This is a genomic window from Pedococcus sp. P2_A3 (genome assembly GCF_056405035.1).
On sequence record NZ_JBFUCW010000003.1, the window covers coordinates 23,078 to 43,102 of the forward strand.

Genomic DNA, 20,025 nt, shown 5'->3' on the forward strand with positions numbered 1-20,025 from the left:
ACACCGTGAAGATCCAGCGTCTTGGCCTCCTGGCCAGCGTCGCCCTGGTCGGCTCGATCGCCCTGACCGCGTGCGGCTCGGACAGCAACGACCCCGCCGCCTCCGGCTCGTCCAGCTCCGGCACGTCGGCTGCGACCGACTGCCCCGCGGGCGGCGGCACCTTGAACGCCGAGGGTTCCTCGGCGCAGAAGAACGCCATCGAGGAGGCCATCGCGTCGTTCCAGGACGCCTGCGCCGGCACCACCGTCAACTACAACCCGACTGGTTCGGGCGCCGGCATCAAGCAGTTCATCGCCGGCCAGGTCGACTTCGCCGGCTCCGACTCGGCGCTGAAGAAGACCGAGAAGGACGGCAAGATCGAGGCCGACGACGCCGCCAAGTACTGCGGCTCCCCCGCCTGGAACCTGCCGATGGTCACCGGGCCGATCGCCGTGGCCTACAACCTCAAGGGCGTGGACAAGCTCGTCCTCACCCCCGAGGTCGCCGCCAACATCTTCGCCGGCAAGGTGACCACCTGGAACGACAAGTCGATCGCCGCCCTGAACTCCGGCGTGACCCTCCCGTCCGAGCCGATCAAGGTCTTCTTCCGCTCCGACGAGTCCGGCACCACCGAGAACTTCACCAAGTACCTCAAGGCTGCCGCCCCGGCCGCCTGGACCGCTGAGCCGGGCAAGGCCTGGACCGGCAAGGGCGAGGGCAAGCAGAAGTCCGACGGTGTCGCCGGTGCCGTCAAGGCCACCGAGGGTGGCATCACCTACGCCGAGTGGTCCTACGCCAAGGACAACAAGCTCGGCATCGCCCAGATCGACAACGGTGCGGGCGCCGTCGAGCTGACCGCCGAGTCGGTGGGCAAGGCCGTCGCCGCAGCGAAGTCCGACGGCGAGGGCAACGACCTGCGCCTCAAGCTGGACTACGCCACCAAGGAGGCCGGCGCCTACCCGATCCTCCTCGTCACCTACGAGATCGTCTGCTCGAAGGGCAAGGACGCCAAGAAGGCGGCCCTGACCAAGGCGTTCCTCAAGCACTTCGCCTCCGCCGAGACCCAGAAGAGCCTCGAGGACATCGGCTACGCGCCGCTGCCCGCCGAGGTCCAGACCAAGGTCGAGACCGCCATCGCGGCCCTGTCCTGACTACCCTGACCTGATCGGTATGCCGCGGGGCTGGCTCCCAGCCCCGCGGCATACTTGCTCCCTGGGCCCCTCCCCATCGCGCGTCGCTCGCACCCCCGCTCCCCCCACGAACGTGAGGACCATCCCGTGGCATCAGTGACTGGAGTCTCCGTCGCCGACGAGCTGCCCGGCCCCGACGGTCGCCGCCCGCTCACTGGCGACCGAGCGAGCACCGGGCGGCTGGGCGACCGGGCCTTCGCAGCGGCGGCCCAGGGTTCCGGGGCCCTGGTCATCGGGCTGGTCACCTTGGTGGGGGTCTTCCTGCTCTGGCAGGCGATCCCCGCCATCGCCAACGACAAGGTCAACTTCCTCACGTCGCGCCAGTGGTCGGTCAGCGACAGCGACAACCTGCGGTTTGGCATCGTCGAGCTGCTCTGGACCACTGTCGCGGCCTCGACCATCGCGATGCTCATCGCGGTGCCCGTGGGCGTCGCCGTCGCGCTGTTCATCACGCAGTACTCGCCGCGGTGGCTGTCACGCCCCGCGGCCAACATCATCGACCTCCTGGCCGCGGTGCCGTCGATCGTCTACGGCCTCTGGGGCCTGAAGACCTTCACCCCGTGGTTCAACCCGTTCCAGGTGTGGCTCTCGGACCACCTCGGGTGGATCCCGCTCTTCTCCCGCACCGGGACCAGCGGCACGATCCTGCTCATCGGCGTCGTGCTGGCGATCATGATCCTGCCCATCGTCACCGCGCTGTCGCGTGAGGTCTTCGCGCAGACGCCGGTGACGCACAAGGAAGGCGCGCTGGCGCTCGGCGCCACGAAGTGGGAGATGATCCGCACCGCGGTCCTGCCCTTCGGCCGCCCGGGCGTGATCTCCGCCGCGATGCTCGCCCTCGGCCGGGCGCTCGGCGAGACCATCGCCGTCACCATCATCGTCTCGTCGCTCCCGCAGGGCGCCAAGTGGACGTGGTCGCTGCTCAACGGCGGCGAGACGTTTGCGTCGCGGATCGCCAACAACGCCGGGGAGTTCGACAGCCCCGCCAAGACCGGAGCCTTCATCGCCGCTGGTCTGGTGCTGTTCGTCCTCACGTTCATCGTCAACGCCATCGCCCGCATCGTGATCGAGCGCAGGAAGGCCTTCACCGAATGAGCACCGACACCGTGGCGAGCACTCCCGAACGCGGGGCTCCCTCCTCACGCGCGGACCGCCAGGCAGGGGTCGGCGAGCGCGGGGGCGCGGCCGGGCAGGGTGGACCCCCGCAGGGCAGCCTCCTGCCGGCGCTGGGGCACCCGGCCCGCGGCCGCGAGCTCAAGGACCAGCTGGCCCGCGTCGTGATGTGGCTGGCCTTCCTCATCGCCCTGATCCCGCTCATCTGGATCCTGTGGACCGTGCTCTCCAAGGGGGTCGGGCTGCTCCTCGACTCGCAGTGGTGGACCAACTCGCAGAAGGGCATCACCTCGCGGCGCGAGGGAGGCGGTGCCGTCCACGCCATCCAGGGCACCCTGATCCAGGGAGTCACCACGTCGGTGATCTCCGTGCCGATCGGCATCATGACCGCGATCTACCTCGTCGAGTACGGCCGCGGGAAGTTCGCCAAGACCGTCTCGTTCATGGTCGACATCCTCACCGGCGTCCCGTCCATCGTGGCCGGCCTGTTCGTCTATGCCGTGTGGGTAACGACGTTCGGGTTCCAGCGCGTCGGCTTCGCCGTCTGCCTCGCCCTGGTGCTGCTGATGATCCCGGTGATCGTCCGGTCCACCGAGGAGATGCTCAAGCTCGTCCCGAACGAGCTGCGCGAGGCGGCCTACGCGTTGGGAGTCCCCAAGTGGAAGACCATCGCGCGGGTGGTCCTGCCTACCGCGTTCTCCGGCATCATCACCGGCGTCCTGCTCGGCCTCGCCCGCGTCATGGGTGAGACCGCTCCCCTGCTGATCCTCGGCCCGTACACCAAGTCGATCGCCACCGACCTGTTCGGCGGCTACATGGCCACCCTGCCCACGATGATCAACCAGGACCGCACGGAGAGCCTGCAGCCCGCGGTCGACCGCGTCTGGGCCGCCGCCCTGACCCTCATCCTGCTGGTGCTCCTGCTCAACCTCGCCGGCCGGGTGGTCGCCCGGTTCGGCTCCGTCAAGAGATAGCCCGACGACCCCCCGACTCAGCTCCTCCCCGATGCCGGCCTGCACGGCATACCCACCCCGAAGGACGAAAGCACATCATGGCCAAGCGAATCGACGTCAGTGACCTGAACGTCTACTACGGCGCGTTCAAGGCCGTCGAAGGCGTGACGATGACGGTGGAGCCGCGCTCGGTGACCGCCTTCATCGGCCCGTCCGGCTGCGGCAAGTCGACGTTCCTGCGGACGCTGAACCGGATGCACGAGGTGATCCCAGGTGGGCGGGTCGAGGGCAAGGTCATGCTCGACGACCAGGACCTGTACGCCTCGAACGTCGACCCCGTGGCCGTGCGCCGGACCGTCGGCATGGTGTTCCAGCGGCCCAACCCCTTCCCCACCATGTCGATCTACGACAACGTGGCCGCCGGGCTGCGGCTCAACGGTGTGAAGGGCAAGAAGAAGCTCGACGAGGTCGTGGAGAAGTCGCTCAACGGCGCGAACCTGTGGAATGAGGTCAAGGACCGGCTCAACAAGCCCGGCGCCGGCCTCTCCGGCGGGCAGCAGCAGCGGCTCTGCATCGCACGCGCGATCGCCGTCGAGCCGCAGGTGCTCCTGATGGACGAACCGTGCTCGGCGCTCGACCCCATCTCGACCCTCGCCATCGAGGACCTGATCTCCGAGCTGAAGAGCCAGTACACGATCGTGATCGTCACGCACAACATGCAGCAGGCCGCCCGCGTCTCCGACCAGACCGCCTTCTTCAACCTCGCGGCCACCGGCAAGCCGGGCAAGCTGATCGAGGTCGCCGACACCCAGAAGATCTTCAACAACCCGGGCGTCAAGGCCACCGAGGACTACATCAGCGGCCGCTTCGGCTGACCGGCGCCGCTCCGCCCCCGCCGCTCCGTCGTCGCCGCTCCGCCCCCGCCGCTCCGCCCCCGCCCCACTTGTTGCGACCCGGTCGTCACTGACCCCCCTCATCGGGGTGATCGTGACGTGCAGAACGCAACAGGTGGCGCCTTCAGGCTGCCCAGGGCCCGTCTCCGCCGCCCATCGGCACCGCAGACGGGTTCCACGGTTGGAGGTCATCGCTCGGGTCCTGCCGCCACAGGCACCGAATCCGACTTGGGTCAGCTCGTCGTCGGGCCTCTTGGAGCACGCGGGCCAGGCCGGAGCCACCTCCGAGGAGCTCCGAGGTGCCCCATCTGGCCACCGCGAACCCGGCCCCCTCCAGATCTCGCTCGCGATCGCGCTCGGCCAGCATGTGCGACGCGGCCTCCTCCGCGTCCCAGTTCTCAGAGGCATAGGCGCCCAGGTACTTCCCGCGACCGTCGGCCTCCCCGATCACACCCGCCACGCGCCAGAGGAAGTCGACGCGACCGATGGGCGTGCCGTCCAAGCGGTGGATCCACACCTGGCTCATGGGCACCGAGAAGCCCAGCTGATGCGCCGTCGCCACGGAGGCTGACTCCAGCCAGCTCTCCCGACGCGGGTCGACCATCGCCAAGCCGACATGGGCCTTGCGCACGCCGGGCCACCGCGTCTGGAAGGCTCGCATCACCTGGAGGTCATGCAGCTCTGTCTTCCCCGCTCGCAGTGCCCCATCCGCGATGGCAAGAGCATCTCGCGGCCGGAGCTGACGGAAGGAGTCGACGACCGTGCGGTCCACCGACGTCGCACGGACACCCTCGATTCGCGTGACGTGCGTATCGGGCAGGTCGCCATCGAGCAGCCGTCGCCAGTCGTCGCGGGCCGCTGTGCAGGTCGACTCCGGGAGGGTGAGGCTGACGGGTCCGAGCGGACCGATCGGGTGGGGCAGCCCGTGAAGCAGTGCGGCACTCTGGTGACTCACGGCTGACCCCTCCACCGAGGCCGCAGCCGCACGAGACATCGCGAGGTGCAGCTCCCTCGGCGAGAGCTCGACCCACGCTTCGCGCACCGCGTAGAGACTGGGCGCCACCGGGATGATCTGCCGACGCCTCACTGCACCCGCGATGCTGGTGCTGCTCAGGCCTGCGGCGCGGGCCTGCCGCGCAAGGAATGGTTGAGGGAGGGCCTGCCACGCTGATTCGGGGATGGTCCGCATGCGATGACCGTGGAGGAGTCATCGGGTCACCACCATCGTCAGCCGCGCGCAGTGTGGACGAGGGGTCCAGTCGTCGAGAGCTGTGGATGCGGCTCCCCGTTCAGTGCCATCTGAGCCGTCGCGACAGCACGAGCCTGCCGACCCTGCCGACTTGTTGCGGACTGGTCGTCACCGAACCCGCGAAAGGGGACCGACGTGACGACCAGGACGCAACAAGTGCGGGACAGGTGTGGGGGCCGCGACGGGTGTGGGGGCCGGGAGTCCCAGGGGCCGGGTCAGACGAAGACGTTGATGATGAAGAAGCTGGCGGCGGCGACCAGGCCGGCACCGGGGAAGGTGAGCACCCAGGCGCCGACGATGTTGCCGGCCACGCCCCACCGCACCGCCGACAGACGCTTGGTGGCGCCGACGCCCATGATCGCCGAGGTGATCGTGTGGGTGGTCGAGATGGGGGCGCCGAACGCCATGCCCGCGACATACAGGATCGAGGCGGCGGTCGTCTCCGCCGCGAACCCCTGCGGGGGGTCGAGGTGGATGATGCGGCGGCCGAGGGTGCGCATGATCCGCCACCCACCGGCATACGTGCCGAGGGAGATCACGATGGCACTCATGAGGAGCACCCAGAGAGGGACCCGGTCGCCGCTGTAGTGGCCACCCACGGTCAACGCGAGGACCACGACACCGGCGGTCTTCGCGGCGTCCTGGAAGCCGTGGCCGAAGGCCATCGCTGCCGCCGAGGCGGTCTGGGCGTAACGGAAGCCGCGCGAGACCTTGCCCGGCTGGGCCCGGCGGAACAGCCACAGGATCAGCGTCATGACGAGGAAGCCCAGGGCGAGCCCCACGATCGGCGAGAGGATCATCGGGATGATGACCTTCTCGAAGATGCCGGCCCACTTCACGTGCGCGCCGGCGGCCAGAGCGGCACCGCCGAGGCCTCCGATGAGGGCGTGCGACGACGACGACGGCAGGCCGAACCACCACGTCAGCAGGTTCCAGCCGGTCGCCCCGATCAACGCGGCGGCACAGATGACCAGGCCCTCGTTGCCCTGGGGGGCTTCGATGATGCCCTTGCCGACGGTCGCAGCGACCTTGCCGTACTTGTAGACGATCAGCCCGCCGACGAGGTTGGCGATCGCCGCCATCACCAGGGCGACGCGGGGGGTCAGCGCGCGCGTCGAGACCGAGGTCGCGATCGCGTTGGCCGCGTCGTGGAAGCCGTTGGTGTAGTTGAAGCCCATCGCCAGGGCGATGACGATTCCTACCGGAAGCCAGTCCATGGGGTGGCTCAGGACTCCTTGACCGCGATGCTCTCGACCTTGTGGGCCACCTTCTCGAAGGCGTCAGCGGCGGCCTCGAGCTCCTCGACGACCTCCTTGAGCTTCATGATCGTGAGGGTGTCTGAACCGAAGTCACCGTTGAACAACCCGGCCAGGAGGCGGCGGTAGATCTGGTCGGCCTGGTTCTCGAGGCGGTTGATCTCGATCCAGTAGCCGGACAGGTCCTTCATCGACCGCAGTCGGGGCATCGCGTCGGCGGTGAGCTCGGACATCCGCGCCAGCACCTCGACCTGGTCGGACACGCCGGCCGGGAGGTCGCCGATGCGGTAGAGCACGATGAGGTCGACCGCGGCGTCCATCATGTCCATGCAGTCGTCGAGCGTGGACGCCAGCCCGTGGATGTCCTCACGGTCGAACGGCGTGATGAACGAGCTGTTCACCTTGCGGATGATCTCGTGCGTCGCCTCGTCGGCGTCGTGCTCGATCTCGCGCATCCGCGTGGCGACGGCTTCACGCTCCGACGGGTCGACGCCCAGCAGCGTGGTCAGCTCGCGGGAGCCGAGCACGAGGTAGGAGGCGGACTTGGCGAACAGTTCGTAAAAACTGTTCTCCTGGGGGGTGAGGCGAAAGCCCACGGTTCTCTCCGGTCACGCAAGGGGGGATGGCCGTGGACGATGCTACGGGCAAGCACGCGTCAAAGCGCAACTCGGCAGCTGCAACCGCGCCGTCAGGGCACCCTGCTCAGGCGTTGAGCCGCTTCCCGGCCCGGTGCGGGCGCGCGGCACCCTGCGTGTCCTCAGCGGACTTCTGGTGCCCGCGTTCGATCCCGAGGGCCTCGTCGATCTCGTCCTCGGTCAGTGGTCGCTCGATGGCGGACGCGGCCACGACGAGGTCACCGACAAGCTCGATCTCGTTCTGCAGCGCATCATCGGTGAGGTCTGCACCGGCGGCGCGCGGGTCGGTGGTCATGGGTTCAACGCTAACGGAGCGGCGAGCGAACGAGGCATCCAGTTTGCTATCTCTTGACCCGCCATGCCCCGGAACCACCCACTTGGGTCATGCGACCCTCATCATGACTAGTCCTAACCGGCTATGCCGAATGATGGCCGCGGGGGGCCAACGACCACTGCGGGGTGGGTATGCCGCGAGGGCGGCTCACAGCCCCGCGGCACCAGCGCTGGCGCTCCCTGGGAGACACCCCGGAGAGGCGCTGGGGACGCCACCACACGGCATACCGACGTGGACGGGAGGTGAACAGTGTGCGCGTCGGGCCGGGAGCGCCTCACGGCGCGTGGCCGCTCGTAGCGGCTTCAGTTGGGACCCGGGGCTACCGCGGCCCGACGCACGTCCGACTGTAACCCGGGTGGCCCCGATGTTGTTCCCCGAGACCGATGTTTGCCTGCGGGCAAGAGGCCGTTCAGATGAGTTCGCCGGCGTGCCACAGCCGGGCCCCGACCTCCAGGTCGTCGGCCGTCGACAACATCGACGCGGCTCGACGGGTCTGGGCGCTCGCTGCCTCGGGGTCGTGCGCATCGGTGGTGTGGGCGCGGTCGGCCCGGCCCGCCGCGACGACCCGGCAGAACGCGGCAGCCCGCTGCAACGCCACCGCGAAGTCGCCGGAGAACACCCCACGCAGGATCGAGTCGGTGAGCTCGCGCAGCTCGGCGGGCCCGGGCGGTTCGGCCACACCGGCCACCGCGTGGTTGACGTCGGTGAACCGGATGCCCGCGGCGTAGTCGGCGCTGGCCTCCTCGGGACTGCGCTGCACCCACTCCCTCAGCGCGTAGAGCCGCCAGAGCGCGCCGGGCAGGCTGCGAGGGGGCCGGTCGGCCCACAGCTCGGCGACGGTGGACAGCCCCAGCTCGTCGACGAGGGCGACCAGCCGCGCCGTGAGGGCCGGGTCGTCAGTGGCGCGGCCAGTGCCGACGAGGACCGCCGCAGTCTCGTGCGCGATCTCGGTCACCTGCGCGGGGTCGGGGACCATGCCTCCCTGCGCCTCCATCGCCATGGGGCTGAAGAAGGCTGGGCGGCGGGGACCGGGGCGACCGCTGGGCTCGTTTTTCATCAGGCCCAGTCTCTCAGGTGGCGCCGACGACGGCCGGTCGAACCAGCCCAGCCCGATGGCCGCGACCGAACCAGCGCCGGCGAGCCGACCCGTCGATGACGCTCAGTCGAACAGCTCGCTGAGGAAGGACTTCCTGCGGCGCTGGCCGTAGCCGTGCTGCCCGCCATACGGAGCCTTCGACGTCGCGCCGTAGGGCGTCTCGTAGCCCTGAGCCGGCTGCTGCTGCCACGCGCCCTGCTGAGGCGGCTGCGGGACGGGCTGCTGCTGCGGCGGAGCTGCCGCGGCAGGCTGCTGGTGCCAGGCGTTCTCGGCAGCCACGAGGGCTTCGAGCTCCCCGCGGTCGAGGAACAGGCCGCCACAACCTGTGCACTGGTCGACGTGGACCTGGTTGCGCTCGTAGTTGCGCATGTCGGAACCACACTTGGGACAGGTGAGGGTGCTCATGTCGGGCCAACGGCCCGGGCCACGAGCGGGTTCCGAACGGCATGGAGGGCGGTGCTGCCCAGCCGTTAGTCTGTGGCCGGTTCGGCACAGCGCGGTATGCCGCGTGGCCGGCGAGGGCCTCTAGCTCAATGGTTAGAGCTGCGGACTTTTAATCCGTAGGTTGTGGGTTCGAGTCCCACGGGGCCCACCAGTGTTTTGTATGACTTCGCCTGATGCTTGACGTTTGGGCTTCGGTTGATGCCTGACAGTGTTTCGGTTGATGGTTGACACCTACTTCGGCTGATCCTTGACACTCCCTTGATGAGGGAGATGAGCGTGGCGGGGCAGAGATACCAGACGGCCTCGGCCGTTATCGGTGGCCGCCGCTAGGTGACGACCGCGGGGTGACGGCCGTGGGCTGTCAGTCGTGGGCCAGGATTCGTGCGGTCGGGAGCCGGCTCAGCAGGAAAGCTGGCACGAGGCTTACTGCGGTTGCGGCGGCGACTGCTGTCACGATGGCCAGCGCGGCGAGACCCAGGGTGGCGATCGTGATGGGCCCGATGAACAGCGCCGTCCCTAGCAAGGCGAGGGCTGCGCCGATGGTCGCGCCGGTGAGGCCGATGGCCGTCGCCTGTGCCATCAATGCGACGCTGAGGGCGAGGTCTGTCCAGCCGGTTGCCCTCAGCACGGCGAAGGAGGGTGCGTCCTCGGCGAGGGCCAGGAGCAGCACGGTCGCCACGGCAACGACCCCCAGGACTGCAAGGACGACGGCCGCGGCGATGTCAGGTCCGCGTACCTGGAGAGCGACAGCGTCCCCAAGGAACGAACCGACCACCGCACCGTTGAAACTACTCACGATGATGACCAAGGCGAGGGCCGAGGCGACCGCCACGGCGACGGCCAGCGCGCCGACCATCGCGCGACCGCGTCGGCTGTTGGTCATCATCAGGCCCAGGGTGACAGGACCGGAAAGCGAGAGTCGGGTGGTCCTTTCACGACGTCCGACCTTGGGCCTCAAAGCGTCGATGGGCGCGGTCTTGCTCGCGTCATAGGTCGCGGCCAGCCCTGGGATCAGCGCAAGAGCCGCCCCCAGTGGGACCGCCAAGGCGCCTTGCCGCCCGGTGATGTCGATCTCCAGGGCGCGGGCGAGCGGCCAGGAGGCGAGGGCGGCGAGGGCTCCGGCGCCGATTCCGAGCAGTGCGAGCTCAGTGGCGAGGAGGGACCCAAGCCGCCGGTGCGGCCAGCCGATGCACGCCAGCGTCGCCAGCTCGCGCCTACGGGAAGCGACGGCGGCGGCCGAGGTCAGGGCAACCGTGAGGGCGCTGGAGATCAGGATGACGATGGACAGGACCAGGCTCTTGACGTCCAGCGACTCGCTGATGGCAACGGCCACGCCCTTCTTCGTCCACTGTTCGTTGAGGGTCAGAGCTGGGGTGCCCGAGGGAGTCGCGGGAAGGTCTACCTCACGGTTCTGCAGCGAGGCCCCGATGGTGACGTCGACCTGCAGGCCAGTGCGGGCCTCGATGGTCTGGGCGACTTGCCGGATCTTCTCCCGATCGACCGGCCCCAAGCCGGTGATCCCGGCGACCCGGACCCGCACGCTCGACACCGGGGCTTTGTGGTTCAACCCGGCGAACGTCCTCCACAGGAGCGGTAGGGCCTTGAGACTGACGAGCATGGCGGGCGGCGACTGGACGTACCCGGTGGGGTTGAGGTCGGAGCGCAGGGGCTTGTCGCCGAGCGCGGCGCGGGAGGCGGCGTCGGCTCCGAGCAGCGTTGGCGGGCGGTAGGTCTCGAGGGGGACCTGGTTGAGCCGGGATGGTCGGGGTAGCCGGTCAGGGTCGTACGTGCCGATGACGTTGAACGCGACGAGCGTCGAGGTGTCTGTCCTTGGCTGGCCGGTGACCGACCGGTAGCCGGTGTCGGTCGCGCTGGTCGGCATCGGCACGAACCCGCCCGTGCCCTCGCCGAGTCGCCAGGCTTTCGGATCGAAGGGGACCCCCTTGGGCAGCAGGGGGTTCGTCTTGGTGTAGGTCACATCGCTTGGCTGGATGAACGATGAGATGAAGAGACTCTCGTCGACGGGCCCGGCTGCTTCCCCTGGTGGCTCGACGAGCACGTTGCTTCGGTATGCCTCCGCTGCGTCCCGGGACAAAGTCGCGACTGTGCCTGCCGGTTCTGCCGCCAGAACCAGGCGTCGCCGGGACGCGGCGTCGGGGGTCGCAAGGACCTGGTCGGTGGTTGCCGCTGTCAGCTCCTCGACCTTGATGGTGGCCTGGTAGTCGAACGGCAGCTCGTCGGCCATGATCGCGGTCACCGTCGAGATCGGCGCCGGCCCTGCATGGGACACGGCTATTGCATCGCGGCCGGTCAAGGCCCTGCCGTCGGTGATGGCGTGGCCCAGTCCGGTCAGTTTCGCCTCGGCCACAGGGTCGATGGCCTCGACCGTGAGCGGGAGGCTGAGCAGGATCTCGAGCCGTTGGCTGCCATCGGCTCCCCGGTCAACACTCCAGCATTGCTCCTTGAACGACTCCGCCGGACTCTGCGCTTGGTCCTCCGGGGCGGACGGCAGGCAGGCGGTAACCGTGGTACCCGCACGCTTCTCCACCGACGCCCCGACTGCGTCGGGGGGACCGTCGGCCGGTGGGTCGAGCATGGTCAGGGGCGACTTCGTCAGGTAGACGTACCCGTGCTGGTTCGAGGTGCTCGCGGTCCCGTTCCGCGATGATCCGTTGAGGGAGTATCGGACCATGGCACGGTCCTTGCCCTTCAGCACCGCCCGGACGTCCACCGGTATCAGGATGTTGCGCATCGTCTGTCCGAGGACTGCGACCGGGGCGGCCACGTCGACTCCGGGCACCGTCGCGATCTGCCGGACTTGTTCCATGCGTATGCCGCCGTAGCTGCCGGCGAGGAAGTTCGGCCTCACGAGGCCGGCTGACTGCTCAAGAGGTCCAGCGGTGCCTCGTGGACGAACGAGGATGTCGTAGGTGGATCGGTAGTTGTTGGCAACCGTCTGGGTGACCTGCAGCTGCTGGGTGGTCACAGTTCCGGTCAGGATGACGAAGCTGGCGACGGCCACGAAGATGGCGCAGGCTGCGGCCGTGGTGCGCTGCCACGAGCCCCGCAGGTGGGCGACAGCGAACCGGAAGAGGGCGTTCATGGGGCGAGGTCGCCCGTGGCGAGCTTGTCGAAGCGAACCCGACCGTCACGCACGGCGATGATGGCGTCGCAGCTTCTCGCGACGGTCGTGTCGTGGGTGGCGATGACCAGCGTGGTGTTGAAACGGCCTTGCACCTCGGCAAGCAGCTCCAGGATGTCGTCGGCGGTCGCTGAGTCGAGGTTCCCTGTGGGCTCGTCTGCCAGCAGGAGGGCGGGACGGACCACGAGAGCTCGGGCGATCGCGACCCTCTGCTGCTGGCCACCGGAGAGCTGCCCGGGTCGAGAGGACGCTCGCCCGGCGAGGCCCACCGCTTCGAGCATCTCCTGCGCCCGGGCGCGCCGCTCCGTTGCGGGGCAACGCCCCACGAGGGGAGCGATGACGTTGTCCAGGACTGTCAGGGCCGGGACCAGGTGGAACTGCTGGAAGACGAACCCGATCGTCGACCGGTACTCGGACAGCTGACGCCGCCCAAGCGCGGTGACCTCGACGTCCCCGACGAAGATCCGACCTTCATTGGGGACGTCGATGGCTCCCACGAGATGGAGCAGCGTTGACTTGCCCGAGCCCGAAGGACCCACGAGAGCAGTGCGTTTGCCGTCGGCGATGTCGACGGTGACGTCATCGGCAGCCATCAGCTCTGAGCCGTCGCCAAGCCGGTAACGCTTCGACACATGTTCGAAGCGAATTGCACCGCGCACTAGTCCCCCTGGCCATCGTTTCGATCGAATCGACGCCGCCGCAGCTCAAGCCCCAGCAGTTACCTACTTCCCCGCATGACGAAGGTTCCCAAGGCGGCCTTGACACTCCGAACACTCATGAGGTTGCCCCTTGCGTTGTGCTTGTCGCCCACCCCAGAGCCGCCGCTCGAGGGATTACCGGGGCGAGCCGCTCGTCGTTGAGCGGCAACTGAGGGACGCGCTTCCACGCGCATGGTGACGCCGGCACGCGGGCCGCACGTGACCATCGAGCACCTCGAGAAACATCGCGCCGCGGATCGCCGTCGATCTACCGGCCCACCCTCCCCCGGCGGCCGTCCAGAGGCCGGCCGGCGCTAGCTCTGACAGGGCTGCCCGGAGTTGGGTCTCATCCCATGCTGGCGGGGCCGTCGAGGAACATCGGCAGGGCCTCGTCCACGCCGGAGACCCGGCCCTCGCCCTTCTGCGTGTTGGCGCGCGCAAGCTGGCGACACCGAGCGCCTCCCCGGTGGGGAGGAAGACACCGACTCGTGGCGACTTGGACTCTGGGGCGCCTCCCGATTAGGCACGCCAGGGCGACGGTCGCGGCATACCCCCGGCACTTCGGGCCACCGGTGCCGCATCGGCAGCGCCACCACGGGGTCGAGTGCGACAGGGGTGGCCAGAAGTGCGGTCACGCCATGGGGGTCTCGGCGGGCGGCAGGGAGGCTGTAGCCTTTAGTTAGGTAAGCCTTCCCTTGTCGGCGCAGGACGCGTCGCGGACGACCCCCAGGAGTACTGACGTGGCCCTTCGACGTTCCATCCTCGCGGCACTCGGCGTGGTGAGCCTGATGGCCATCACCGCGTGCAGTGACGGCACGCTCGAAGCCGGCAAGCAGCTCGACCCCGAGAAGCTCACGATCTACAGCGCCCAGCACGAGAACCTCACGCAGGCGTGGGCCGAGAAGTTCAAGAAGGACACCGGGATCGACGTGCAGATCCGCTACGGCAACGACTCGTCGATGGGCAACCAGATCGTCCAGGAGGGCGCCAAGTCCCCCGCCGACGTCTTCCTCACCGAGAACTCCCCCGCGATGACGACCGTGCAGGACGCCGGGCTGCTCGCGCCGGTCGACGCCGCCACGGTCGCCCAGGTGGGCAAGGCCTACGTCCCGTCGAGCGGTCAGTGGATCGGCATCGCGGCGCGCTCCACGGTGCTCGTCTACAACCCGGGCAAGATCTCCGAGGCCGAGCTGCCGAAGTCGATCATGGACCTGCAGGACCCGAAGTGGAGCGGCAAGTGGGGTGCCGCGGCTGGCGGCGCCGACTTCCAGGCCATCGTCTCCGCGATCGTCGCGACCGAGGGCGAGACCAAGGCTGCGGCCTGGCTCAAAGGCCTCAAGGACGGCGGCAAGATCTACCAGAACAACATCGCCGTGATGAAGGCAGTCAACGCCGGCCAGGTCCCGGTCGGGATCATGTACCACTACTACTGGTACCGCGACCAGGCCCTCACCAAGGCCGGCAGCAAGAACACCAAGCTGCTCTACTTCCGCCACCAGGACCCCGGCGCGTTCGTCAGCCTCTCCGGCGGTGCGGTCCTCAAGGCGAGCAAGCACGCCGCCAACGCCCAGAAGTTCCTGGCGTTCGTCACCAGCCCCGAGGGCCAGAAGCTGCTCGCCAGCAGTGACGCCAAGGAGTACGCCGTCGGCAACGACGTGGCGTCCGACCCCGCCCTCGAGCCGCTGTCGTCCCTCGAGGCGCCCGACCTCGACCCCGCCAAGCTCAATGGACCCAAGGTCATCGAGCTCATGACGAAGGCAGGCATCCTCTAGGTGGCCCGGTCCGTCAGGGGGTCGACCTCCCCCGTCCCCGTCGTGGTCACCAGCCTCGCGGTCGCCGTCCTCTGCCTCCTGCCGCTCGGGGTCGTCGTGGCCGCGAGCATCGACGTGGGCTGGGACGCCGCTCGTACCCTCCTGTGGCGCCCGCGGGTCGCAGAGCTCCTGCGCAACACCACCGCCCTCGTCGTCCTGACCGTGACCGCGACGACCCTCCTGGGTGTCACCGCCGCCTGGCTCGTCGAGCGGACCTCGCTCCCCGGTGCCCGGGTCTGGCGGGTGCTCATGGTGTGCCCGCTCGCGGTCCCGGCCTTCGTCAACAGCTACGCGTGGGTCACCATCAGGCCCGACCTCGAGGGCCTGCGGGGGGCGGTCCTGGTGACCACCCTCTCCTACTTCCCCTTCGTGTTCCTCCCGGTCGCAGCAGCCCTGCGCAGCCTCGACCCGACGGTGGAGGAGACCGCCCGGTCGCTCGGCCTCGGCCCCTGGCGAGGGTTCGCCCGGGCGGTCCTGCCCCAGCTGCGCCATGCCACGCTCGGCGGGATGCTCTTGGTGTCACTGCACCTGCTGGCCGAGTTCGGCGTGCTGGCGATGCTGCGCTTCCCGACCTTCACCACGGCCATCCTCGAGCAGTTCCAGGTTGCGTTCAGCGACAGCGCCGGCAGCCTCCTCGCCCTGGTCCTCATCGCCCTGTGCCTGGGGCTGCTCACCGCCGACCAGCTGCTGCGTGGCACGAGCCGCCAGGCCCGGGTCGGCCGCGGCACCTCGCGTCGTGCGGTGCCCGCGGCCCTGGGGCGGTGGACGGTGCCCGCGCTGGCCCTCATGGGACTGCTCACCGTGCTGTCGCTGGGAGTCCCCGTCGGGAGCCTCGCCAAGTGGCTCGCGGCCGGAGACCCGACCTTCGACGCCCGCACCTGGGTCGTGACGGTCGGCAACACCGTCGGACTGGCCGTCGTCGCGGGCCTGCTCACCGTCGTGGCCGCCTTCCCCGTGGCGTGGTTGATCAGCCGGCGGCGGTCTTGGCTGAGCATCCTCACCGAGCGAGCCACGTATGTCGCGTCGTCGCTCCCCGGGGTCGTCGTCGCCCTGGCGCTCGTCACCTTGACCATCCGGTACGCGCGCCCCGTCTACCAGACCAGCATCGTGCTCATCGCGGCATACACGATCTTGTTCATCCCGCGCGCGATGGTGAGCATCCGCGCCTCCATGGCGCATGCGCCCGAGGAGCTCACCCAGGCGGCTCGCGCGTTGGGGGCCGGCCCGGCGAGGGCGTTCGCGCGGGTGCTGCTCCCGCTCACCCTCCCGGGCGCGCTGGCCGGGTTCGCGATGGTGTTCATCGCCGTGTCGACGGAGCTCACCGCGACGCTCATCCTCGCGCCCACCGGGGTGCGCACCCTCGCCACGGCGTTCTGGAGCGCGAGTGAGAGCATCGACTACGCGGGCGCCGCGCCGTATGCGGCCGCACTCATCCTCGTGTCGACGCCCGTGACGTACCTGTTGCTGCACCGTTCCGATGAGGAGCCCGACCTGTGACCACGCTTCTCGTGCGCGGCGTCCGAGCGTCCTACGGCAGCACGGAGGTGCTGCACGGCATCGACCTCGTCGTGCCCTCCGGCTCGACGACCGCCATCCTCGGGCCGTCCGGCTGCGGCAAGACCACCCTGCTGCGGGTGGTCACCGGTTTCCAGCCGCCCACCAGCGGATCGGTCGTCCTCGACGACGAGACGGTGGCCGGCGACGGCTCGTGGACGCCGCCGGAACGCAGGCGGATCGGCTACGTGGCCCAGGAAGGCAACCTCTTCCCCCACTTGTCGATCGCGGCCAACGTGGCCTTCGGCCTCCCCAGGTCCGAACGCAAGGACACCGGCAGGGTCGCCGAGCTCCTCGGCCTCCTCGGCCTCGACCCCGGACTCATGGGCCGGCGCCCCGACCAGCTGTCGGGCGGCCAGCAGCAGCGGGTGGCCATCGCCCGCGCGCTCGCGCCGCGGCCGCGGCTCGTCGTGCTCGACGAGCCGTTCTCCTCGCTCGACACCGGTCTGCGCGCCGCGACGCGCGAAGCGGTGGCGGAGGCCCTGCGCCACGAGCGGGTCACCGTCGTCCTGGTCACCCACGACCAGGCCGAGGCGCTCTCCTTCGCCGACCAGGTGGCGATCATGCACGAAGGTCGCCTCTCCCAGGTGGGGACGCCACTGCAGGTGTATGGCGCGCCGGCCGACCGCCGCTCGGCGGAGTTCCTCGGCGAGGCCCAGTTCGTGAGCGGCGTCGTGAGCGGCGACGGGACGAGCGGTGACCGGGTGGCCTGCGAGCTCGGTGAGCTGCTGCTCGACACTCCGGCCACCCCGGGACCGGTCGACGTCCTGGTGCGTCCCGAGCAGCTCCGGCTGGTCAAGACGCCCGGAGGCCGTCGGGCCCAGGTCGTGTCGACGACCTACTTCGGCCACGACGCACTCGTCACCGTCGACCTGCTCGGGGCAGACGGTCGTCCCGGCCTGCGACTGACGGCCCGTGTGAACGGGCTGGAGGCGCTGCCCGCCGGCACCCCGGTGGCCCTGGACGTGGTCGGACCGGTGCGCGCCTTCGTCGGCGGTCAGGCCGTGACGGTGTCGAGCCCGGGCTGAGCCGGGCGCGCCGGTCGACGTGACCCGGTGCCTCGGCGCAGGCGCGCCACCGCCGCCCGCGCCGCTGCCGTGCAGACGCTGGAGGCCCAGCCCCAGGCCTTCCAGTAGGCCAACCCCACGACCAACGACGCCACGACTGCGAGACCGGAGTTCACGGGCATCACGTGCGGGTACACGACGAAGTGGGTCAGGTAGACGAAGAGCGACGCAGAGGCGACCGCCGACAGCCCCTTGACCGACCACGCCGGCACCGGGACGGCAGGCAGCCAGACGAGCAGCAGGACACCGGCGACGACCGTCGCCTCACGCCCGGGCATGTTGGTCCAGAACCCCGGGAGCGTCAGCACCGGGATGAGCGAGACGAGGAGCCGCTGGGCGGTGGTCGTCGCCCGGCTGACAGCCCACCCCGTCGCGAACAGCCAGACCAGGACCAGGGCGTTGGCCCCGCGGTAGGGGCCCGCATCCGGGATCACCACGGCATACCTCGTCAGCAACCCGAGGCCCACCAGGGCCATCGGCACCGCGAACGGGTAGCGCCGCTCCAGCCGGTCGAACCCGGGCACGAGGCACAACAGCGCCGATCCGAGCAGCAGCGCCACCAGGGCCTCGATGAACCAGAAGTGCCAGTGCGGCGACCAGCGGGACCAGTCGCCCAGCACCTGGTTGAGCATGAGGACGTTCCGCCAGTCGTAGGTGCCCACGACGAGCGCGACGACGCCGATCCAGAGCGCGCTGGGGGCCCAGATCCGCGCGGCACCCCGGACGATCCCAGCAGCTCGCTCGCGGGCTGGCCGGGCCGTGAGCTGGAAGCGGGCGAGGTTGTAGCCCGCGATCACGAGCAGGGTGTGCGCGCCCCCGGGCAGGTCGGCGAGCTTGGTGTGGTTGGCCAGGATGAGGATGACCGCGAGCGCCCGGATGGCGACGTTGGTCTCGAGCCGCCGCCAGCGGGGTCGCTGGCGCGCGGTCGGCTGCGTCGCGAGGGCGTCCACGAGCTCGGCGGGGGTCAGCCGCTGCCACTGGTCGGGGAGCACGCCGAGCAGCTCTTCCAGGCGGACGGAGACCTCGACGTAGGAGAGCGAGTCGCCGCCGAGGTCCACGAAGCTGGTGCGGGCGCTGGCGTCGGGGCGACCCAGGAGGGTGCGGTAGAGGCTGACGACGAGGGAGCACCGGTCGGCGCCGTCGGCGTCCACCGGGGCGGGGACGGCGTCGAGCTGGCTTCGCATCGCGACGTAGTCGGGCTTGCCCGTGGACAGGACGGGGATCTCGCACCCGTCGAGGACCACGACCGCGGTCCGTGGGAGGCCGTGGCGCTCGGCCGCGACCGCGAGCAGCGCCCCGGCGTGGTCGGGCCGCGGGGTGACCAGACCGAGGCGGCCGTCGAGGTCGACGCACCGCACCGGGCTGCCGTCGTCACCGAGGTCGCGCTCGAGGTGGTCGAGGTCGAGCCGCAGGCCGAGCACCTTGGCGACGCGGCTGCGGCGGCCGACGACCCGCACGACGCCGGCCTCGTCGACCGTCCCGAGGTCGCCGGTGTGGAGCTCGTGCACCTCACGCCCGCGGGCCAGGTCCTCTGCGGAGGTCGCGTAGCCGAGCATGACGTTGGGCCCGGTGTAGACCAGCTCACCCACACCGGCCGGGATCGCCGTCGCCCCGACCTGCGGGCCCAGCGGCTCGACCCGGAACGCCCCGCCGGGAACGGCGAGGCCCACCGCGTCGGGGTGCGTCGTCGCCAGCGCCGGCGGCAGCACCGCCATCCGTGCGGTGGCCTCGGTCTGCCCGTACATCGTCGAGAACCGCCAGCCGCGCTCGGCGGCGAGCGCACGGAACCGGGCCGCGGTCGCAGCCGGCAGCGCTCCGCCGGCCTGCGTGAGGCTGCGCACGCCCGGCAGGTCCAGCTCGGCCAGGCCGACGCGATCGAGGAGCTCGTAGGTGTGTGGCACGCCGGACAGCCCGGTCGCCCCCGACCTCCGGAAGAGCTCCCAGTAGCAGGGGTCGACCACCGAGTAGTCACTCAGGACGAGGCTGGCCCCGCAGGCCAGGTGGCTGTGCACCACGGACAACCCGTAGCTGTAGTGGACCGGCAGCGTGGCCATCGCGCGGTCGTGCTCGGTCAGCGACAGCGCCTCGACGATCGAGGTCGCATTGCTGTCGAGGTTGTCGTGCGACAGCCGCACCAGCTTGGGTGACCCGGTCGACCCCGAGGTCGTGAGCAGCAGCGCCAGGTCGGGGTGCAGGTCGTGCTCGGGCGCGTCGGGCCGGGGTGTCACGGTCCACGTCGAGCCGGTCCGCTGGACGACCGTCCCCGGGCGGTAGCGCCGGACCAGCCCCTCGACGTGGTCGGGGCGGTCGCCGGGCGCGAGCAGCACGACGTGCCCGCGGCTCAGGGCGGCGAGGTAGGTGACCAGCCAGTCGACCGAGTTCTCCGCGGCGACGAGGACCAGCTGCCGGGTGGCCGACAGCCGCTCCGCTTCCTCGCGCACGGCACCCGCCAGGTCGACGTAGGTGAGGTCACCCCCCGGGGCGACGACGCACGGCCGGTCCCCCCACTCCTCGAGCCGCTGCAGGAAGCCGGCCGTGGGTCGAGGAGAGGGGGGCCGCGGGTCGACCCCGCGCCCTGCGCTGTCCGTGACGTACGCGAGTGACACGCGGC

16 protein-coding genes and 1 tRNA gene are annotated in these 20,025 nt (G+C 69.9%); 8 read left to right on the forward strand and 9 right to left on the reverse strand.

From position 1 onward, the window contains the following. The first annotated feature begins 5 nt into the window (after positions 1-5). From pstS to pstB, 4 genes are all read left to right on the forward strand, one after another. Positions 6-1,130 carry a phosphate ABC transporter substrate-binding protein PstS gene (pstS, locus tag AC1DX8_RS03445; RefSeq protein WP_477628509.1) on the forward strand — a complete coding sequence of 375 codons (1,125 nt, stop codon included), beginning with the start codon at positions 6-8 and terminating at the stop codon, positions 1,128-1,130. A 126-nt stretch (positions 1,131-1,256) separates the two neighbouring features. After that, positions 1,257-2,264, forward strand: a complete 1,008-nt coding sequence (gene pstC, locus AC1DX8_RS03450; protein ID WP_477628510.1) for a phosphate ABC transporter permease subunit PstC — start codon at positions 1,257-1,259, stop codon at positions 2,262-2,264. After that, positions 2,261-3,256 carry a phosphate ABC transporter permease PstA gene (pstA, locus tag AC1DX8_RS03455; RefSeq protein WP_477628511.1) on the forward strand — a complete coding sequence of 332 codons (996 nt, stop codon included), beginning with the start codon at positions 2,261-2,263 and terminating at the stop codon, positions 3,254-3,256. Before pstC ends, pstA begins: the two co-directional genes overlap by 4 nt. A gap of 77 nt (positions 3,257-3,333) precedes the next feature. Further along, the gene (gene pstB, locus AC1DX8_RS03460; RefSeq protein ID WP_477628512.1) at positions 3,334-4,110 is read left to right on the forward strand and encodes a phosphate ABC transporter ATP-binding protein PstB; all 777 of its coding nucleotides are present in this window, start codon (positions 3,334-3,336) and stop codon (positions 4,108-4,110) included. Positions 4,111-4,252: 142 nt separating this feature from the next. On the opposite strand, the gene AC1DX8_RS03465 is transcribed toward pstB, so the two are convergent. The 6 genes from AC1DX8_RS03465 to AC1DX8_RS03490 form a co-directional block, all read right to left on the reverse strand. Then, positions 4,253-5,317 (reverse strand): hypothetical protein, encoded by a 1,065-nt coding sequence (locus tag AC1DX8_RS03465; RefSeq protein WP_477628513.1) that lies wholly within the window; start codon positions 5,315-5,317, stop codon positions 4,253-4,255. Positions 5,318-5,592: 275 nt separating this feature from the next. Beyond that, complete coding sequence (locus AC1DX8_RS03470) at positions 5,593-6,594, reverse strand: inorganic phosphate transporter (protein WP_477628514.1); 1,002 nt, start codon at positions 6,592-6,594, stop codon at positions 5,593-5,595. An 8-nt stretch (positions 6,595-6,602) separates the two neighbouring features. Further along, positions 6,603-7,229, reverse strand: a complete 627-nt coding sequence (locus AC1DX8_RS03475; protein ID WP_477628515.1) for a DUF47 domain-containing protein — start codon at positions 7,227-7,229, stop codon at positions 6,603-6,605. Positions 7,230-7,335: 106 nt separating this feature from the next. Continuing rightward, positions 7,336-7,563 carry a hypothetical protein gene (locus AC1DX8_RS03480; RefSeq protein ID WP_477628516.1) on the reverse strand — a complete coding sequence of 76 codons (228 nt, stop codon included), beginning with the start codon at positions 7,561-7,563 and terminating at the stop codon, positions 7,336-7,338. Positions 7,564-8,011: 448 nt separating this feature from the next. Beyond that, positions 8,012-8,659 (reverse strand): hypothetical protein, encoded by a 648-nt coding sequence (locus AC1DX8_RS03485; RefSeq protein ID WP_477628517.1) that lies wholly within the window; start codon positions 8,657-8,659, stop codon positions 8,012-8,014. Positions 8,660-8,761: 102 nt separating this feature from the next. Beyond that, entirely contained in the window at positions 8,762-9,103 is a 342-nt protein-coding gene (locus tag AC1DX8_RS03490) for a TFIIB-type zinc ribbon-containing protein (protein WP_477628518.1), read from the reverse strand. Between the two features lie 114 nt (positions 9,104-9,217). On the opposite strand from AC1DX8_RS03490, the gene AC1DX8_RS03495 reads away from it, so the two are divergent. Then, positions 9,218-9,293 (forward strand) — tRNA-Lys (locus AC1DX8_RS03495). A gap of 210 nt (positions 9,294-9,503) precedes the next feature. Here the strand turns inward: AC1DX8_RS03495 and AC1DX8_RS03500 are convergent. Both AC1DX8_RS03500 and AC1DX8_RS03505 read right to left on the reverse strand, forming a co-directional pair. Then, the gene (locus tag AC1DX8_RS03500; RefSeq protein WP_477628519.1) at positions 9,504-12,245 is read right to left on the reverse strand and encodes an FtsX-like permease family protein; all 2,742 of its coding nucleotides are present in this window, start codon (positions 12,243-12,245) and stop codon (positions 9,504-9,506) included. Next, the gene (locus AC1DX8_RS03505) at positions 12,242-12,916 is read right to left on the reverse strand and encodes an ABC transporter ATP-binding protein (protein WP_477628520.1); all 675 of its coding nucleotides are present in this window, start codon (positions 12,914-12,916) and stop codon (positions 12,242-12,244) included. Before AC1DX8_RS03505 ends, AC1DX8_RS03500 begins: the two co-directional genes overlap by 4 nt. Before the next feature lie 806 nt (positions 12,917-13,722). On the opposite strand from AC1DX8_RS03505, the gene AC1DX8_RS03510 reads away from it, so the two are divergent. The 3 genes from AC1DX8_RS03510 to AC1DX8_RS03520 are packed head-to-tail and all read left to right on the forward strand — an operon-like array spanning position 13,723 to position 17,375. After that, the gene (locus tag AC1DX8_RS03510) at positions 13,723-14,754 is read left to right on the forward strand and encodes an iron ABC transporter substrate-binding protein (RefSeq protein WP_477628521.1); all 1,032 of its coding nucleotides are present in this window, start codon (positions 13,723-13,725) and stop codon (positions 14,752-14,754) included. Continuing rightward, on the forward strand, positions 14,755-16,290 hold the full coding sequence (locus AC1DX8_RS03515; protein WP_477628522.1) for an ABC transporter permease: 1,536 nt from the start codon (positions 14,755-14,757) through the stop codon (positions 16,288-16,290). It abuts the gene before it with no gap. Continuing rightward, on the forward strand, positions 16,287-17,375 hold the full coding sequence (locus AC1DX8_RS03520) for an ABC transporter ATP-binding protein (protein WP_477628523.1): 1,089 nt from the start codon (positions 16,287-16,289) through the stop codon (positions 17,373-17,375). The genes AC1DX8_RS03515 and AC1DX8_RS03520 overlap by 4 nt, the downstream gene beginning before the upstream one ends. Here the strand turns inward: AC1DX8_RS03520 and AC1DX8_RS03525 are convergent. Then, positions 17,345-20,020 (reverse strand): AMP-binding protein, encoded by a 2,676-nt coding sequence (locus AC1DX8_RS03525; protein ID WP_477628524.1) that lies wholly within the window; start codon positions 20,018-20,020, stop codon positions 17,345-17,347. The genes AC1DX8_RS03520 and AC1DX8_RS03525 overlap by 31 nt on opposite strands. Positions 20,021-20,025: the final 5 nt, after the last annotated feature.

Bases quoted from the DNA above. Each gene is read 5' to 3' on its own strand.
- AC1DX8_RS03500 (WP_477628519.1), bottom strand. From the start codon at position 12,245: ATGAACGCCCTCTTCCGGTTCGCTGTCGCCCACCTGCGGGGCTCGTGG.
- AC1DX8_RS03470 (WP_477628514.1), bottom strand. From the start codon at position 6,594: ATGGACTGGCTTCCGGTAGGAATCGTCATCGCCCTGGCGATGGGCTTC.
- pstB (WP_477628512.1), top strand. From the start codon at position 3,334: ATGGCCAAGCGAATCGACGTCAGTGACCTGAACGTCTACTACGGCGCG.
- AC1DX8_RS03485 (WP_477628517.1), bottom strand. From the start codon at position 8,659: ATGAAAAACGAGCCCAGCGGTCGCCCCGGTCCCCGCCGCCCAGCCTTC.
- AC1DX8_RS03490 (WP_477628518.1), bottom strand. From the start codon at position 9,103: ATGAGCACCCTCACCTGTCCCAAGTGTGGTTCCGACATGCGCAACTAC.
- AC1DX8_RS03465 (WP_477628513.1), bottom strand. From the start codon at position 5,317: ATGCGGACCATCCCCGAATCAGCGTGGCAGGCCCTCCCTCAACCATTC.
- pstA (WP_477628511.1), top strand. From the start codon at position 2,261: ATGAGCACCGACACCGTGGCGAGCACTCCCGAACGCGGGGCTCCCTCC.
- AC1DX8_RS03480 (WP_477628516.1), bottom strand. From the start codon at position 7,563: ATGACCACCGACCCGCGCGCCGCCGGTGCAGACCTCACCGATGATGCG.